The sequence below is a fragment of the Gottschalkia purinilytica genome (genome assembly GCF_001190785.1).
Classification (GTDB): Bacteria; Bacillota; Clostridia; order Tissierellales; family Gottschalkiaceae; genus Gottschalkia_A; species Gottschalkia_A purinilytica.
Map to the genome: position 1 here is coordinate 12796 of NZ_LGSS01000013.1, position 18483 is coordinate 31278.

Consider the following 18483-nt stretch of genomic DNA (forward strand, 5'->3'; position numbering starts at 1 on the left):
ATTTCATATACTTTTATTTAATTCTATTTTTAATATATGTTATACTGATATATTTATTATAATTAATATAATATAAGCTTTGAAGTATGTACTTTTAAGTAAGATACTATACAAAAGGAGAGAAATAGAATTTATGAATATTGAAGATAAAAATAATTATATTGCCCAATAGAATATACCGTGAACTACTCCAGAATATACCTTAAAAAAGAAACTTAATAAAATTACCCATAAAATGTTAAGTCAACAGCTAAAAGATTTAGAAAAGGATGAGTTAATTAATCGTAAAGAATATAATGAAATTCCTCCTAAATATGAAAAATAAAAGAGCTGTCACATTTAGAAGTATTTCTATTGTGAGACAGCCCCTTTATATATTAAGCTAATTTATATTAAAATTTTCTTGGAATAAATCCAACTTTTTTATATACTTTTCTCAATGTTTTTCTAGCAACAGCTTCTGCTTTATTTGCTCCATTCATATATATTTCTTCTAAATGATCTTTATTCTTTAATAAATAATTAGCTTTTTCTCTAACTGGTCTAAGTCCTTCTATTATTACTTCTGCAACATCTTCTTTAAATTTACCATAACCTTTTCCTTCATATCTCTTTTCAATTTCCTCTATATTCTCTCCTGATATTTTGGAATATATAGTTAGTAAATTTTTAATTCCTGGTTGTTCATCACTATGTTTAACTACTCCAATTGAATCAGTAACTGCTCTTTTGAGCTTTCTTCTTATATCATCTGGTTCATCTAATAGTAATATAAACGCATTTTTGTCTTCATCAGACTTTGACATCTTTTTAGTTGGCTCTTGAAGACTCATAATTCTAGCTCCTACTTTTGATATCATAGGCTCTGGAATCTTAAATGTTTCACTATATCTATTATTAAATCTTTCAGCTAAATCTCTTGCTAATTCCAAATGTTGTTTTTGATCCTCTCCTACAGGAACTGCATCTGTTTGATATAATAATATATCTGATGCCATAAGTACAGGATATGTAAGTAATCCTGCATTTAAATTTGCTTCACTTTTTTGAGACTTTTCTTTAAACTGAGTCATTCTACTTAACTGTCCCATATATGACATAGTATTTAAAACCCATGTTAGTTCTGTATGAGCACTAACATGAGACTGAATAAATATAGTACTCTTTTCTGGATCAATTCCACTTGCTAAATATAAAGCTAACACTTCTAAAGTATTTTTTCTTAAATTTTTAGGTTCTTGAGGAACAGTAATAGCATGAAGATCAACTATACAAAAAAAGTTTTCATTTTCATCTTGTAATTGTTCCCAGTTCTTAATAGCTCCTAAGTAATTGCCTAATGTAAGTGCTCCAGATGGTTGTATACCACTAAATATAACCTTTTTTTCACTCACTTCTTGCCCCTCCTCTTTTTTACTTGACATTATAGTACATAAAAATATAAAAGCCCTTCATCTCTATTTTAGAAGAGACGAAAGGCTTTACTTCCGTGGTACCACTCTCATTGGTCAATCTTTGACCCTCTTTATCCTTTAACGTTGGATATACGTTAACCTCTACTTATATTCAAAGTTAAACTCATGAGTCCATTCAATATACCTCTAAACTTCAGGCTCTCACTATCCCTGAATCGCTTTAGTAAGAAAATATATTTACTACTCTCATTCTTCGTTTTAAATATTAATCTAATATATATTATACACTACATTAGTAAAAAGTAAACTATTCCTCTATACTTATGGAATCTATTATATTCATTTTTGATACTCTTTTAAGTGGTATCAAAGTGGCTAATAAGCTTATTACAATACTTCCAACCACTGATATAATTATAGCATTTATAGGTAATGTCCATTTAGTTTCACCTATACCAATCATAATTTTATACAGTATATATGAAAGTCCTGTTCCTGTTACAGTTCCAATCATGCCTCCTATAATACCATAAAGAATTCCTTCTACTAATATCATTTTCTTCATTTGTTTCATATGCATACCCGTTGCTCTTAACATTCCAAATTCTCTTGTTCTCAATATTAAATTAGTACCTATAGTATTTATTATGTTTAAGGTTCCTATTAAAGCTATTACAGTTACAAACCCATATGCAAGTATGCCAACTCCTAGCTTTTGTTCTCTTTCTCTTCTTGCCTCTTCAAATTTATCAAAAATATTTATAGTTGATTTTCTATCGTTAACTAACTTTTCTATTTCACCTTTAGCATATTCATATCTTTCCTCATTGTTATCAAGACTTATCTGAATATTATCATAGTATTTCTTTTTTGTAAGTGTCTTTAACACTTTCTCTGTTGTAACTATGTCAATAGTATTATAATTATAATCATAATTATATTTAGAAGGAAACTTTTCAAGTATACCAACTATTTTAAGTTTTTTTAACTTGTCTAAGCTTATATTTTTATCATCTGTATCCTCACCATAAATAATTCTATCTTCATCTACATATATATAATCCCCAACTTTTAGATTTACACCTTTATCTACTTTTTTTAATTCCATTCCTTCATTTTCTTCTTGTTTTTTATCCTTAGTATCATAGATATACATTCCAGGAACTATAATTACTCCATTTTCTTTATTGATTTTATTTTCATCTACACTTCCACTTATGAGATATTTTTCTAGTTCCTTAATCATTTCAGTATTAACTCCAAGTAAAGATGACTCTTGATCTGGCTTAAAATAATTGGTTTTTCCTATCGTTTTTATTTCTTTATCTGCATCCATATACTTTTTACTTTCTAATGCTTCTTTAGTAAATTTTTCTTTCGGAAATGTAACCAATAGTGATTCTTTAAAAGTAGAGTATACTTTTTTTACTCCAGTTATATTTTTAATTTTATTGTAATCATTTTCAGTAAGTCCGTTTTCTATTTCATTTCTATGTTCAGAAGATAGTATGAAGTCACTTCCATGTTTCACATTGTTTACAGATCTATCAAATACATGTTTTATAAAAGTACTAAACACTATAAGAAGCACTATACTTATACACATAGAAAATGCTGTTATGAATAGTCTTCCCTTATTTCTCCAAATATTTTTATAAGCAAACTCGCCTTCTACTCCAAATATTCTTTTTAAAATCCAACTTTTTCTTATCTTTTTTAATACTTTTTTATCAACTTTAGTATTCATAATAGCTTCTATTGGCGATACCTTTGATGCTCTATAAGCTGGTAAAAAAGCCGAAACTAATACTGATAATATACCAACTATAGAACTTACTATTATTATCCTATAATCTATACTAATTTTAACATTACCTGACAATGTAAAATTAATTGCATTTAAAATTTTAAGGACTATTGAAACTCCTACTGTTCCAAATATTAATCCAAATGGTATTGATATTAATCCAATAACTAAAGACTCACCTAGTACTATTCTTTTAATCTGATGTGGTGAAGTCCCTATTGAACGTAATATTCCAAATTGCTTTACTCTTTCTACAACGGAAATATGAAATGAGTTATATATTATTGCTACCGTTGCTAAAAATATTAATGAAGCTAAAAATATTCCTATACCAATTAAGGAGTTATCAAATTTAGCATTTCCCGACTCTCCCATTCTTTTAAGTAAAGGCTCATTATCAGTTACTCTTTTATCATCTATTTTAAAGTCTTGTAGTATATCTGTTTTACTCTCTTGTATGGGTAGCTTGTCTTTAACTCTAATAAAAGCCTTATCTTTAACATTATTACCTTTTATGTTTCCTATTTCGTCTAAAGTTACAATTCCTTTGGCTATCTTAGTCATTTTCCAATTTGGACTATTTTCTAATATTCCAACTACTTTAAATATTTTCTCCTTTGTTTTGATATTTTGAGATTTATTTCTAATCTCTGATTTTTCATATTCATAGTTATAAAGTTTTTCATTAAGCTCTTCCTCAGCTTCCTCTCCTGTTTGATCATATAAAGTTAATGAAATATTTTCTCCTATCTGAGGTTTTTCCTTCATATCATTAACAATCCATTCTTCAATAGCTATTTCATTTTCTTTTTTAGGTAGTTTTCCCTTAACTATCTTCACATTTTCTTTCATTATATCAAGTATATCTTCATCATATCCAGCTACACTGATATAACCGGTTTCTAATGGTTTGGCAACTCCACCTTCCATTTTGATTCCAGCTCTATCAACTTTTAAATGATTTTTTATCTGTTTTAATGTATCTTTATCTGTGTCTTTAATACTAAAATGATAGAATCCAGTATTTTGTATAGTGTTTTGTATTTCCTTATTTTGCATAGTCAACATTAAGATACCTAGTCCTGTTATAAGGGCAACAGATGATATAACCCCCATTATTGTCAATATAGTTCTTTTCTTCTGAGCTTTTAAATATCTTAATGTAAGCTCTTGATACTTTTTCACTTACTTCACCATCCCATCTTCTATAGTTATAACTCTGTCTGCTTGCGATGCGATATTTGGATCATGCGTTATCATAACTAGTGTCTGTTTGTATTTTTTTACAGAAAGTTTTAAAAGTTCAATGACCTCTTTACTATTTTTACTATCTAAATTTCCTGTAGGTTCATCTGCAAATATTATTGATGGTTTATAAGCAAGTGCTCTACCTATAGATACTCTTTGCTGTTGTCCTCCTGATAATTGATTAGGAAAGTGATTCTTTCTACCTTTTAGTTCTAATATATTTATAAGTTCTTCTAAATAATTATTATCTATATTTTTATTATCCAAAATTAGTGGAAGTTTGATATTCTCTTCTGCTGTTAGTACAGGAATTAAATTATAAAATTGAAATATAAAACCTATTTTTCTTCTTCTAAATATAGATAATTCTTTCTCTGATAAATCGTATATTTTTGTATTGTTAATTACTACTTCTCCTGAAGTAGGTCTATCTAATCCACCTAATAAATGGAGTAACGTACTTTTACCTGAACCTGAAGGTCCAACTATAGCTATAAATTCTCCTTCGTTGATAGTTAAATTAACACTTTTTAATGCCTCTACCTTTGTTTCTCCTTTGCCATATATTTTACATAAGTCTATAGTCTTTAATATCTCCATAAATATCCTCCTAGTTTCTATAATTATCTTATCTCTATTATCCTAAAATTATCTTACAATCACATGACTATAAATCTTACTTTTTAGTAAGATTTGTTTCAATATTTCAATATATTTTAGATAACAAAATATATCTCAACTCACAAATCCAGTATTTTAGCCATTTAACAAGTTTTAATATATAGTAAGTATAATAAAAAAGAATTAAAATTTAGATGAATCCTTGACATCAAATCAAAAAAATCAAACACTTGCTCTTTATTTATTTTGTTTTATTAAATTCATTCTCCTTTATGTATTGTTATTTTGTAAATAATTTCTCATATTCTGAAATACTCATACATCTAATCTAAAATATTTATAAAAATAAAAAAAGAAGTGAATAGTCACTCCTTTGCCTATTAAATCTCCCACTAATTATCAAAACCTGTTATGTAAATAATTCTTGTACGTTTATTCAAATAAAGTATAATAGAAAGTGCCTCACATTTCATATATGAAAGGAGGTGTACTTACTTTTGAATAAATTGCCTAAAAAACATAAGATAAACAAGAACCATAAAAAATATGCAGAAAAGATATTTTTCATAATCTCCGTAATAGATAACATAGTAAAAGTAATAAGATGGTTCTTGTAATATGTAAAATGGGAGTCTAGCCAACTCCCATTTTTAAATACAAAAAATAAAGTAGACAGGTTAGCCTTACCTGTCTACTGCACTCACTTTGAATAAATTGCCTTTAGTAAATATGTGTTAAAAATTTTTTAACATCTTTACACCTTTATTATAACACATTGCTCTACTTAGTAAACATATTTTGTTCAATAATTTAGACTTATTTTTACAAAACTAATATATTAATTATACCTATTTTTTTCTACATTATTCACATATCATAATTTGATATAATCCATACATAAGTGAACTACTCCCACTTATAGAAGAGGGAGCTTCTTGATCAATATCTCCAACGAGACAAGTTTACCCAAGCTCTAAAGGTCGTACCGACCTCGCATTTACTAAAATTATATAGCTAATTTCAGTAGATTTTTACTAGCATTCATATCCCTATCATGTTTCGTATTACATTCAGGACATATCCATATATACAAAAAATTCTGTATTCGAATTCGAATACAAAATTTTTTAATTTTTATATTCTACTTTTAAGAAATGTTATCGTAAATGTTGTTCCTTTATTTTTTTCACTTGTGACATATATTGCTCCGTCATGACTCTCTATTATACTTTTAGAAAGTGTAAGGCCTATACCTGTCCCACTCCCGTGTATGTTGTTTTTTCCTTTATAAAATCTTTCAAAGATATGAGGAATATCTTCTTTCTCTATTCCTTTTCCGTTATCGCTTATTGTTATTCTAATTAGTACAGGAGTTTCTTCTAAGTGTACTTTTATGCATCCGCCACTTTCAGTATGCTCTATACAATTTTTGATAATATTACTTATAGATTCAGAAATCCATTTTCTATCATGTAAAAATAAAACTTTTTCTTCTATGCCTAACAACTTAATTACTTGCCCTTTCTTATTAGCCCTTACCTCTAAATCTTCTACAACTATCTTAATTGTTTCTGATATTAAAAGTTTTTCTTTTTTATATTCTATAGTCCCAGCTTCAAATCTTGCTAATTTAAGAAGTCCTTTTATTAGCCACTCCATACGTTCTAATTGTTCTTTACTTTTTATTATAAATTTTTTTCTATCTTCATTAGATAAGTCTTCATCTTGCATGAATTCATTAAACATTTTTAACGAAGATAGTGGTGTTTTTAGTTGATGAGATATATCTGAAAGAATATTTTTCAAAAATATTTTTTCATCTTTTAATCTAGCCAAGTTAGATTCGATCACCGTTGACATCTGATTAAAATGATGGCTAAATTTTGAAAATGCCCCTTCTTCACCTTCTGGAAGTTTTATGCTAAAGTCTCCTTCTACTATATTTTCCGCACATTTGGATGTAAAATATATTTTTTTATATATATTTTTTAAAAACATTTTTATAACAATAAACAATAAAGCCATAAGCATTATAAAGAAAAATATATTAGTCATTCTATATTTACTATAATAAGTATTTATTATAGGGGTTATTTTTAAATTAAGATTTTCATTATAACCATATTTTTTAAGTGTATTTACACTGTATTCTACTTCATTTTTATTAGCGTTTTTAAAAAAAGTATCAACAATCTCTCCTTCTTCATCTGGATATTTAGAAATTAATTTTCCCATGACTACAAGATTTTGATTTATTAAAGACTTATTAAGTTCTCCCCATAACATGTCTGTATAAGCTAAGTTTATAAAATAGAATATTACCAACACAATTAGTACCTTCATAAAAATTCTTTTGACCTCAGAATTTTCAAATATCTTATTTTCCATAAATTATCCTCCTAGTCATGCTTTTGATTCCATTTATAGCCTATGCCCCTAATTGTAACTATATATTCTGGCTTAGATGGATTACTCTCTAATTTTTCTCTCAACCGTCTTATATACACTGATAGTGTATTATCATCTACAAACTCTCCATCTATATCCCAAAGTTTTTGAAGGATAACTTCTCTAGTAATAGTATTTAAAGGATTTTTAATTAATATATTTAAAAGTTTATATTCTATAGGAGTCAAAATTAACTCTTCTTCGAATTTAGTCACTTTAGTTTCAAGAGGATAGATAACTATATCTTTAGACTTTATAATACTATTATTTTTATTACTATTTGAACTTTTATGCCTTCTTATAGCAGCTTTTATTCTTGATATGAGCTCATTCACTCTAAATGGCTTAGTTATATAGTCATCTCCTCCAATATCAAGACCAAGTACTACATTCACTTCTTCATCACAAGCTGTTAAAAATATTATAGGTATATCAGATGTTTTTCTTATTTCCTTGCATACATCATATCCACTTCCATCTGGAAGCATAACATCTAATATAGCTAAATCAAAGCTTTCTTTTTTGAAAGCATCTATACTTTCTTTTACTGTATTTGTAATTTCACACTCAAAATTCTCTTTTTTAAGTGCAAACTCCAATCCCATTGCTAAAGTACTATCATCCTCTAGAACTAGAATTTTTTTCATATTAATCCTCCTAATGTATATCCTATATTTAGTATTATACATTATATACAAATTATAAAGTAAAAAAAGAATCTCTTATAATTAGAGATTCTTCATAATTTTTTTATAAATAAGTCTATATTAAGATCTTAAATTAATATATTTTTATTTTGCACATTAACTTTTCTCATATCACAAATTAATCTTGATTTTCTTCTGATAAATCATAAATTTTACTTTTTTGTATCATTTCACTATATAATAATTCATCTAATTCTTTTCCTTTTAATACAAATATCTTAATAGTTTCATCAAATTCTATTTCATTACAAATTCTATCTAGGAATCTTTCAATATAACTTCTTCCAAATATTTCACTCATAATATTACCTATAGTTTCGATTGAATCATGTCCTTCAATATAACGATCAATATCTAAAAATAAAACATAGAATGAAAAATCTTTTAACTCATCTACATCTTTACGAACTAGATATGCTCTATTTATTTCTTCATAATCTCTAAGTTGATCTACTAGGTCTTTAACTTTTATCCAAGAAAGATCATGTTCAATAAATTCATCATTATACTTAATATCATCTATTGCTTCTTCTACCTTTTCCAATAAATCTTCATAGTTTGATATCTTCGTACAATACTCATTAGCCTCTGTATCTCTACCTTTATCAGTTAAGTAATTATATATTATTTCATAACCTTCAATAATATAGTCTTTATCAAATTTTATAGCCTTTTCTATAAAATCAATTCCTTCTTCATTATCATTATTTAAATATAATTCCCCTATTTTATACAAAGCTAGTGGATGATTATGATTTATTTCTAATATATCAAGAAATATCTTTAAAAGATTATCTGCTTCATATGTTTCAGCCAAAAGTATCATATCATTCATTTCATCTAGAGATAACTTTCTAATTTTCAGCTTTTCTTTTAGATTCTCAAAGTTTAGCCTTTCTTCGTATACTTCTGTCCACCATTCTATATTATCATCTTTCCAATCTTTACTTATCCTGTCTATTATATCAGTTTCATCATTTTCAAAATATTTTTGAGAAACTTTTAATTTATTATTATAATCATTACTTAATAAATTGAATAGTTTATTTCTTAGTGACATAAGCTCATTTACAGGTAATTCTACTTCATTTAATATAATATTTATTACTTCATGAGTCTTCTTGTCATCTACATTTTGAGCAAAAAAGTCTTTCATTCTAAAAAATATATTATCAAAGGGCTCTTCCATTGCTCCAGTATTTTCATATATTTTAGGCCAAAAATACTCTTCTAAAAGATTTTCTCCTATAGACATAGTTAGTAAAGCATTTTGCTGATTATTAAATCCAATACTTATTGTTGCTAGTCTGTATGTTTGGCTTTTTTCTATCTCATTTAATAAAGAAGTATATATATCATAACGAGGAATATACCATTCTAAAAACTTTTCATATAAAAACTTAAAAACTTCTAGTTTATCTTCCATATTATCTACTATATTTCTCCAAACAGTACCAACTCTATATACCCAGTTTACAAATCTATTATTTCTCTTATTTAGATAAGCTATTTCACGACAAAGCATTATTTTGAAATCTTCTTCTGATAAATATATCATAAGAGGTAGTCCTATAACTAAATAGTTTTCATAATTTCCTAAAATACCAAATCTACATCTTTGGTAAATATACATATCAAATTCTTGGCTCAACACTACTTTATGAATTTCCTTAGCTCCTAATGTCTTTCTAACTTTTTCAATTTCATTAAACAGATGCTTATACCTGTCATTATTTATCTCCAAACCTTCTGGTTCATCTTCATGAAATAATAATGAACGAAAAATAGTAACTACAATGCTAAGTATTGGTGCTAAAATAATTATTCCTATAGGTATAGAAATATTTTCTGGTATAATATCATTTGTCAAAATTAAAAACAGAAATAATATAGCTGATAATGCTAATATAATTCCAAATATATATCCATATCCTAAAATTGTAAATAAAGCTAGTTTAAACTTAAAAAAACCAGGATATCTTTGACTAAAGTCCTCTAGTTTTTTCACATCAATGTCGTGTTCCTTTTGAGTCATATTTTTTCTCCTATATTTTCGTATTGTATTATGTACTTTTCTTCCATTGTAATAATTATTATATTTGATTTCATATATTAAGTCCATAAAGTAAATTAACCGAAGTATACTATCATAATTATATTAAGTTAATAATGTAAAGTCTAATAAAAACTCCCTTAAAATAATTTTTCAGTTACATCTAATAACTTTATTTAAGGAAGTGATATAAATATCTGTATTTTTTATTATCTTAAAAATATTTTTGTAAAAAATAAAGTTAGTAAAAATAAAGATCCTGCACCTATAAGAACTATTGGAAATATAACTTGAAAACCTGCTATAATCATAGCTAATACATCTTGTTTCGTTGGTTTTATTTTTTCTTCATCATCTATATCATCTATTCTATTTAAAATCTCCTCTTCATAATCTTTAATACTCTTTTTATTCTGCGAAGTGGCATGCCACAAAGTGATCTCCTCCTAGATTTCTAAACTCTGGAATCTTCTCTGTACATATGTCCTGATAATATGGACATCGAGTATGAAATTTGCATCCTAAAGGTGGATTAGCAGGGCTTGGTATGTCACCTTTTAATATTATCTTTTCTCTTTTTAGTGTAGGATCAGGTATAGGTATTGCAGAAAGTAGCGCTTGAGTATAGGGATGCTTAGCATTATTAAATATATTGTTTTTATTCCCTAATTCTACTATTGATCCTAGATACATAACACCTACTTTATGACTTATATATTTAACTACCCCTAAATCATGTGATATGAATAAATAAGATAATCTCTTTTCCTCTTGTAAATTCGTTAAAAGATTTATAATTTGTGATTGAATAGATACATCTAGTGCTGATACAGGTTCATCTGCAACTACAAAAGATGGACTAAGTGAAATAGCTCTAGCTATTCCTATACGTTGTCTCTGTCCACCTGAAAATTCGTGTGGATATCTATTTAAATGATATCTAGATAATCCACATAATCCCATAATTTCTTCCACATATTCTTGTAGTTGTTTACCTTTAAAAAGATTATGCTCTATTAATGCCTCAGATACTATTTGTGATATTGTCATTCTAGGATTTAAAGAGCTATATGGATCTTGGAAAATCATCTGCATTTCTTTCCTTAATTTTCTCGTTTCTTTTTTATTCATTTTAATAACATTTTGACCCTTAAATTTAACAATTCCATCTGTAGCTTCTATTAGTCTTAGTATAGTTCTTCCTGTAGTAGACTTTCCACATCCTGACTCTCCTACTATCCCTAGTGTTTCTCCTTCTTTAATGGAAAAAGATATACCATCAACAGCTTTTATATCTCCTACATGTTTTCTAAGAAATCCTTTCTGTATAGGAAAATATTTTTTTAGATTTTCAACTTCTAAAAGCGTATTCATCTGTAGACACCTCCTCAGCATTAAAGCAACTTACTTTATGTCCATTTGTAATTTCTAATAATTCTGGTTGCTTTTCTGAACATTCCTCAGTGGCATATCTACATCTAGGATAAAAATAGCATCCTTGAGGTAATCTTAGAGGATTAGGTACAGTACCTGGAATATTATCAAGCTTTTCATAATCTTTAGCTAAAGATGGTATAGAATTCATAAGACCTATAGTATAAGGATGTTTTGGATTTTTAAATAATTCTATAACTGGTGCTTCTTCTACTACTTTACCTGCATACATAACTATGACATGATCTGCCATCTCTGCAACAACTCCCAAGTCATGAGTTATTAGCATAATAGATGTATTAAATTTTGATTTGAGATCATTCATAAGTTTTAATATTTGAGCTTGGATAGTTACATCTAATGCGGTGGTAGGCTCATCTGCAATTAAAAGTTTTGGTCTACAGGCTAGCGCCATAGCTATCATAACTCTTTGGCGCATTCCTCCTGAAAGCTGATGAGGATATTCATCTACAATTTTTTCAGCCCTTGATATTCCCACCATTTCTATCATTTCTATAGTTTGCTTTTTTGCTTCCTCCTTATTGACTTTCTGATGTAACATGATTACTTCCATTATTTGATAACCTATTGTAAATACAGGATTTAGAGAAGTCATAGGTTCTTGAAATATCATAGATATTTCATTTCCTCTTATCCTTCTTATTTCTTCATCTGAAACTTTAAGTAAATCCTTACCATCAAATATTACTTCCCCTTCTTCAATTTTCCCTGGTGGTGCTTGAATTAGCTTTAATATAGACATAGATGTTATACTTTTTCCACATCCTGACTCTCCTACTATTCCTAATGTCTTACCAGATTCTATATTAAAACTAATCCCATCAACAGCCTTCACTATTCCATTTGATGTATAAAAGTATGTTTTTAAATTATTAACTTCTAATAAGTTACTCACCTGTATTTCCCCCCTATTTACTAGACTTTGGATCTATAGCATCACGAAGTCCATCTCCAAATAAATTGATACTTATCACGGCTAAAAAAATACAAACTCCAGGAGGTAACCAAATCCATACCCTATTTTTTAATACATATATATCTCTAGCATTTTGAATTAAATTTCCCCAAGTTGGTGTTGGTGGAGTTACTCCAAGTCCTAAAAATGATAAAGCAGCTTCGCTCATTATTGCTGACGCCATTTGTAGAGTTGCGCTAACTATTATATATCCCACTGTATTTGGAATTAAATGCCTAGAAATTATTTTTAAATCACTAATTCCCAGTACTTTAGCAGCTTGAATAAATTCTTCCTCTTTTAGTGAAAGTATTTGACCCCTTATCATTCTTGCTAAAGAAGGCCAGCTAAGTAGCCCTATAATCATCATGACAATATACATTCTTTGTTCAGGCTTTACTCTAGTTCCTATAACTGCAGAAATAGTAATGGCCAAAGGTATAAATGGAAAAGACATAACTATTTCGGTTAAACGCATAAGTAAATTATCTATCCATCCACCATAATATCCTGCAAGTCCTCCTACTATTGTACCTACACTAACTGATATAATTACTGCAAATACCCCTACTTGCATGGAAACTCTTCCACCATATAAGATTCTCGTTAGATAATCTCTTCCTACCTCATCTGTTCCTAAAATATGTTCTTTAGATGGTGGTTGATTTACTTTTGAATAATTCATTTCATAAGGGTCATATGAAGTCAATATAGGAGCTAAAATAGTAGCTAATATCATTATCATAAGTATTGTAAGTCCTATAATTGCTATTTTATTTTTTAATAGTCTTTTTATAATTATCTTCCAAGGATTGCTTATTTCTTCTTCTAATATTTCAGTATTTTCTGACATATTTTCTTTTAAAATGCCATTAGTATTTTTAGTCAACTCCTATCCCCCCTCATTCAACCTTAATTCTAGGATCTACAAAAGCATATCCTATATCTGAAAGTAAATTTCCAAGTAGCGTTAACATTGCAAAAAACATATTTAAAGCCATCATTAGATTATAGTCTCTGTTACTTATAGAGTCCATTAAAATATTTCCTATACCTGGCCATATAAACACTCTTTCTAAAATTACTGCTCCTGAAAATAACGTTGGTATAGTAAGTCCTATTAGAGTAATTATAGGTATCAAAGCATTTCTAAAAGCATGCCTATAAATAACTACTTTTTCTTTAAGTCCTTTTGATCTTGCAGTACGTATATAGTCTTGACTTATAATATCTAGCATGCTAGTTCTTACATATCTTACTATGCTTGCTAAACTTCCTATTGTAAGAACTATAGCAGGTAATATCATATGATATAAAACGTCCTTTACTTTGCTGAATCCTTCTGTCATACTTCCTGGAGTAACCATTCCGTTTATAGGTAATAAGTCTAACTTAACTGCGAAAATATATATTAAAAGTAGTCCAAAGAAAAAAGTTGGCATAGAAATACCTATTATAGAAAATACAGTCCAAAAATTATCTGTCTTAGAATATCTCTTAACTGCACATATAATACCTATTGGTATAGAGATCATAAATGCAAATATATATACTGTTACATTCAATATAAAGCTATTCCATACAAATTGTGGAGCTACTTCACTCACAGGTTTTCTATATATGTGTGATTCTCCAAAGTCACCTTGAACTGAACGTTTTACCCAGTTAACGTATTGTACAGGTATAGGTTTATTTAATCCTAGTCTTTCTCTTTCAAGAGCTTTTTGTTCTGCTGTTGCCCTAGGATCTAGATTCATTCCCACAGGATCTCCTGGCATGAGTTTCATTATTCCAAATAAGCAAATAGATATTATAATCACTACAGGTATAAGATTTATTATTCTTTGAAATATATACCTTAACATATTATCCCTCCCTCGTGATTTGGATATATAATATTAACCCGGTAATACTACCGGGTTAACTCCTGTTCTATTTTTCAAGCTCTATTTCTAATAACGTATCTGTCCATTTCTTAAATGGTTCTGGTTTAAAGTTTTTAACTCGTTTATTATATACTTCCCATTGTTGTGATTGATCTATAAACATATATGGGAGTTCTTCTCCTATTAGCTTAGCCCAATCTTTATATATTTCTTTACGTTTTTCTTTGTCAAATTCTTGTCTTCCTTTTTCTATAAGTTCATCATTTTCAGCATTTCTAAATCCTACAGAGTTATTTCCATCTGGTATATCTGCTGAGCTGTGTAAAGTTCCATAATAGTCAGGATCACCTGTTAATGACCAAGCCATATTATACATATCAAAATTTCGTTCTGTATATACTTTTGTAGTTAAAGCACTAAACTCTACTATATTAGGTTCTATTTTAACTCCAATTTTTTGCCAATCATCTTTTAACATTGGAATTAAAGTTTCTACATATTTACTATCTGTATACGTATCCCATACAAATTCTAGTTTTTTACCATCTTTTTCTCTTATACCATCTTTACCTAATTTCCATCCAGCTTCTTCTAAAAGTTTTATAGCTTTATCTTTATCATACTCATATTTATTAACATCATCTGTATATGCCCATGAAACTTTTGACATAGGTACATTCATTACATCTGCAAATTCTTTATAATAATTTTCTACAAATTGTTTACGATTAAATCCATAAACTAAAGCTTGACGTACACGTTTATCTGATAATCTAGAATCTCTTAAGTTAAACCCTAAATACCCATAACTATTTCCTGGATAACTGGATATATCTAAAAATTTAGATTGAGATATTAATTCTTTATTTTCTTCAGTAGGTGCAACCTGTGATTGAATATCTATAGTTCCTTTTTGTAACTCTGATATCATAGTTTCAGCATTTGTAAACTTAACTACTAAATTTTCTATTTTAGGTTTACCAGCAAAGTGATCAGGATTAGCTTTAAACTTCACATATTGTTTAGGTTCAAACTTTTCTAAAATATATTTACCTGAACCCAATGGTTTATCCATTTTAGCTTTTATAACATCAATTTTACCTTTTTTATAGTCTGGGAATTCATGTTTAGGCATTATAGGTATGTCTGATAAGTTAACAAGATTAGTAACTAATGGTTCTTTAAATGTAAATGATATGGTATTTTCATTTATAACTTTTATTCCTGATACGCTAGTAATCTTTCCTTCTTTATCTTTGTTATATTCTTCATAGCCTTCTATTACATCTACAGTAGTAATATATCTTCCATCATAATTAGGGTCCATAGCAATTAAGTGCGTAAATTCTACGTCTTTAGCTGTTAATGGTTTTCCATCTGAAAACTTAACATTATCTTTTAACTTAAATGTATATGTCTTTTTATCCTCTGATATAGTCCATTCCTTAGCTATATCAGGTACTATTTCTCCTTTGTTATCCTCTTTAACCAGCCTATCATAAACTAAGTCAACAATATGTCTATCATACGTACTACTAAAATAAACTGGTAAAAATTCTCCTTTAGCTTCTTTAATTCCTACTACTAATGTGTTATCTGCATTCTCTCTAGTTTTAGCTGGATTTCCTGATGAAACTTTGTCAGGATTTTTAGTTTCTTGTCTTTTACCAGAACAAGCTGCTAAAAATAAAGAAAACACTAAAATAACCGTTAAAAAAATACTTAACCTTCTTTTCATATAAAAAACCTCCTTGATTATTTTTAACTTTGAAGTCATAATATTTAATTTAAGAAATTTAAAATTATGAATTTTTATGTATTTTTCATTTTATTTTATATGGCTTTAACATCTATTTATAGAGATACTAATCTCACCTGTAATTTTCAATTTTCGTTCTTGTTAATATATTTGTCCTACCTTATGTTTTTTTCAGTTATATAGATATATTTTTTTGTATATTTATAAAAATATAAAAACTAATTAATCTAAATTTATAAATACTTTTTACATGTTTATTTCTAATATGTTAAATATATGTTATGTATGTAAGTTAAAATATAGAATTAAAATATATCTTTTTTAACAAAATAATTAGAGCTATCTAAACATTTAGATAGCTCTAATTATTTTATTTATATCATATGATTCAAACACTATACATTAAAATATATCTTTATAAATATTTTATAATTTTTTATATTTTGTATCTTTTAAAGTTAAAGTGTGAGAATATTTTAACAATATGCAATTTATAGTATTTTGTAAATTTCTCTAATTATATTTTTATGTTTCTTAGATCTCATAATCTTCTATAAAACAATCTCGTAAGTTATCTTTCCATTCTTTGCTAAATAAATCTATAAACTTATCTAATGATTCTCCTAAATATTCTTCTGATGCTTTTATATTACAGCTTTTTTTATAATTAATATCTTTATTTAAATTTTCCAATTCGTTTTCTAATGAAAAATGTTCGTTTATATTACCAGTGTCTAGTTCTACAATTTTATTTATATATTCTATAGTCTCATCTTCAGTTAATCCTTTATATAAGAAGTCTTTCATTCTATAATATACTTTTTCAGGTGGTTGTCTATTTTTTTCAACATCCTCATATACTTGTGGCCAAAATTCTGCAGCTAACATTTTCTCTCCTATAGCCAATGATAATAATGCATTTTTTTTAGCCTCGATTCCTTCAATAGCTGTAACTAAGTTATTAGTCTCATCTTCATGTAATTTTCTTAAAAAGACTGTATATGTATTAAAATAAGGTATGTAAACTTCAAGAATTTTTTTATATAAGACTTTACTTTTACTCTTCTTTTTCTCGATATTATCAACTATATTTTCTAATGTTGCTCTGATCCTATTTATCCAATTATTAAGTATACTGTGTTTTTTAGATATATAAGCTAATTTCTGAGCAATTATTAAGTCAAATTCATCTTTAGATAAGTGCATCATAAGTGGTACACCAATAACTAAATAACTCTTATTATTATCAAATATTCTAAGGCCAAGATATTGATAAATTTCTACATTGAAATCTTCAGTTAATAATACTTTATGAATTTTTTTTACTTTTAATTTTTTTCTTATATCCTCTATAGATTTAAATAGTTCTTTAAATTCTTTCTTTGTTATTTCTATTCCCTTTGGTGGATATATCCTAATACATAATCCTTTTAACGTCACCCATATAACAGATATCAAAGGGATTAACAACCATTTATCTGTAGTATCTATTAATGATACTTCTAAATCTTCTGCCAAAAAATCTATTAGTAAAAGTGACCCTATTATTACTACTAAGCATGAAATTGACATTATAAAAACATATGAATAACCTAAGATACCTAGTAAGAACGCTTTAAACTTATATAGATGTGGGTGTTTTTGACTATAGTCCTCTATTTTTTTTACAATAGATTCAATATTGTCATCTTCCATGATCTCCTCCTAATTTTGTAAAATTTAGCTCATATTTATAATCTTTCATTAATGATTATACGTTTTTTTATATATTAAGTCCATACTATAAAATTTTGCTATTAATTTTAAACTACATTGTAAGTCAATGTTAAAAATTGGTGTATTTATGTAGGTACGCTATAATTAAGCTATATATAAGCTTGAAGAAGTAGCATTGTAACAAATGTAAAGCACCTAATTTTATATATTCAAAAACTATCATTATCCTAACATAGTAGGTCAAGGAAAACAAGAAGTTGAGGATTTTAGATTTGCTAAGAGAAAAGTGTGTCATCATTGTAATGCTAAAGCTGTATCAATTAACGGATAGTCATCCCCCTATCTATATAGATGATATGTTATTATTTATATTCTATATTTTCTATACTCATTTTGTTCATTATATATAATGC

At 27.4% G+C, this 18483-nt stretch carries 14 protein-coding genes, 1 pseudogene and 1 other annotated feature; of the genes and pseudogenes, 1 reads left to right on the forward strand and 14 read right to left on the reverse strand.

Annotated elements, in window-relative coordinates:
- Nucleotides 1-214 precede the first annotated feature (214 nt).
- Nucleotides 215-325 (forward strand): annotated as a pseudogene (locus CLPU_RS16750) (winged helix-turn-helix transcriptional regulator); the annotation flags it as partial.
- 67 nt (nucleotides 326-392) lie between these two features.
- On the opposite strand, the gene trpS reads toward CLPU_RS16750, so the two are convergent.
- The 14 genes from trpS to CLPU_RS12350 all read right to left on the reverse strand — a co-directional run bounded on the left by trpS (nucleotide 393) and on the right by CLPU_RS12350 (nucleotide 18049).
- Nucleotides 393-1394: a tryptophan--tRNA ligase gene (gene trpS / locus CLPU_RS12290; RefSeq protein ID WP_097677572.1), complete on the reverse strand. Its 1002-nt coding sequence runs from the start codon at nucleotides 1392-1394 to the stop codon at nucleotides 393-395.
- Nucleotides 1395-1464: 70 nt separating this feature from the next.
- Nucleotides 1465-1678, reverse strand: a binding site (T-box leader).
- Between the two features lie 44 nt (nucleotides 1679-1722).
- Complete coding sequence (locus CLPU_RS12295; RefSeq protein ID WP_050355971.1) at nucleotides 1723-4407, reverse strand: ABC transporter permease; 2685 nt, start codon at nucleotides 4405-4407, stop codon at nucleotides 1723-1725.
- Entirely contained in the window at nucleotides 4408-5070 is a 663-nt protein-coding gene (locus tag CLPU_RS12300) for an ABC transporter ATP-binding protein (RefSeq protein ID WP_050355972.1), read from the reverse strand.
- Between the two features lie 1027 nt (nucleotides 5071-6097).
- Nucleotides 6098-6184, reverse strand: a complete 87-nt coding sequence (locus CLPU_RS18280) for a zinc ribbon domain-containing protein (RefSeq protein ID WP_422717879.1) — start codon at nucleotides 6182-6184, stop codon at nucleotides 6098-6100.
- 41 nt (nucleotides 6185-6225) lie between these two features.
- Nucleotides 6226-7479, reverse strand: a complete 1254-nt coding sequence (locus CLPU_RS12305; protein WP_050355973.1) for a sensor histidine kinase — start codon at nucleotides 7477-7479, stop codon at nucleotides 6226-6228.
- Between the two features lie 11 nt (nucleotides 7480-7490).
- On the reverse strand, nucleotides 7491-8186 hold the full coding sequence (locus CLPU_RS12310) for a response regulator transcription factor (protein WP_050355974.1): 696 nt from the start codon (nucleotides 8184-8186) through the stop codon (nucleotides 7491-7493).
- Between the two features lie 178 nt (nucleotides 8187-8364).
- Complete coding sequence (locus CLPU_RS12315) at nucleotides 8365-10281, reverse strand: M48 family metalloprotease (protein ID WP_050355975.1); 1917 nt, start codon at nucleotides 10279-10281, stop codon at nucleotides 8365-8367.
- Nucleotides 10282-10508: 227 nt separating this feature from the next.
- Nucleotides 10509-10733 (reverse strand): hypothetical protein, encoded by a 225-nt coding sequence (locus tag CLPU_RS12320; protein WP_050355976.1) that lies wholly within the window; start codon nucleotides 10731-10733, stop codon nucleotides 10509-10511.
- Nucleotides 10708-11673: an ABC transporter ATP-binding protein gene (locus CLPU_RS12325; RefSeq protein WP_050355977.1), complete on the reverse strand. Its 966-nt coding sequence runs from the start codon at nucleotides 11671-11673 to the stop codon at nucleotides 10708-10710. Before CLPU_RS12325 ends, CLPU_RS12320 begins: the two co-directional genes overlap by 26 nt.
- The gene (locus CLPU_RS12330) at nucleotides 11651-12649 is read right to left on the reverse strand and encodes an ABC transporter ATP-binding protein (protein WP_050355978.1); all 999 of its coding nucleotides are present in this window, start codon (nucleotides 12647-12649) and stop codon (nucleotides 11651-11653) included. Before CLPU_RS12330 ends, CLPU_RS12325 begins: the two co-directional genes overlap by 23 nt.
- A 13-nt stretch (nucleotides 12650-12662) precedes the next feature.
- Nucleotides 12663-13598: an oligopeptide ABC transporter permease gene (gene opp4C, locus CLPU_RS12335; RefSeq protein ID WP_235436176.1), complete on the reverse strand. Its 936-nt coding sequence runs from the start codon at nucleotides 13596-13598 to the stop codon at nucleotides 12663-12665.
- 13 nt (nucleotides 13599-13611) lie between these two features.
- Complete coding sequence (locus CLPU_RS12340) at nucleotides 13612-14574, reverse strand: ABC transporter permease (RefSeq protein ID WP_050355979.1); 963 nt, start codon at nucleotides 14572-14574, stop codon at nucleotides 13612-13614.
- A gap of 67 nt (nucleotides 14575-14641) precedes the next feature.
- Nucleotides 14642-16333 (reverse strand): ABC transporter substrate-binding protein, encoded by a 1692-nt coding sequence (locus CLPU_RS12345; protein WP_050355980.1) that lies wholly within the window; start codon nucleotides 16331-16333, stop codon nucleotides 14642-14644.
- A 555-nt stretch (nucleotides 16334-16888) separates the two neighbouring features.
- Complete coding sequence (locus tag CLPU_RS12350) at nucleotides 16889-18049, reverse strand: M48 family metalloprotease (RefSeq protein ID WP_050355981.1); 1161 nt, start codon at nucleotides 18047-18049, stop codon at nucleotides 16889-16891.
- Nucleotides 18050-18483: the final 434 nt, after the last annotated feature.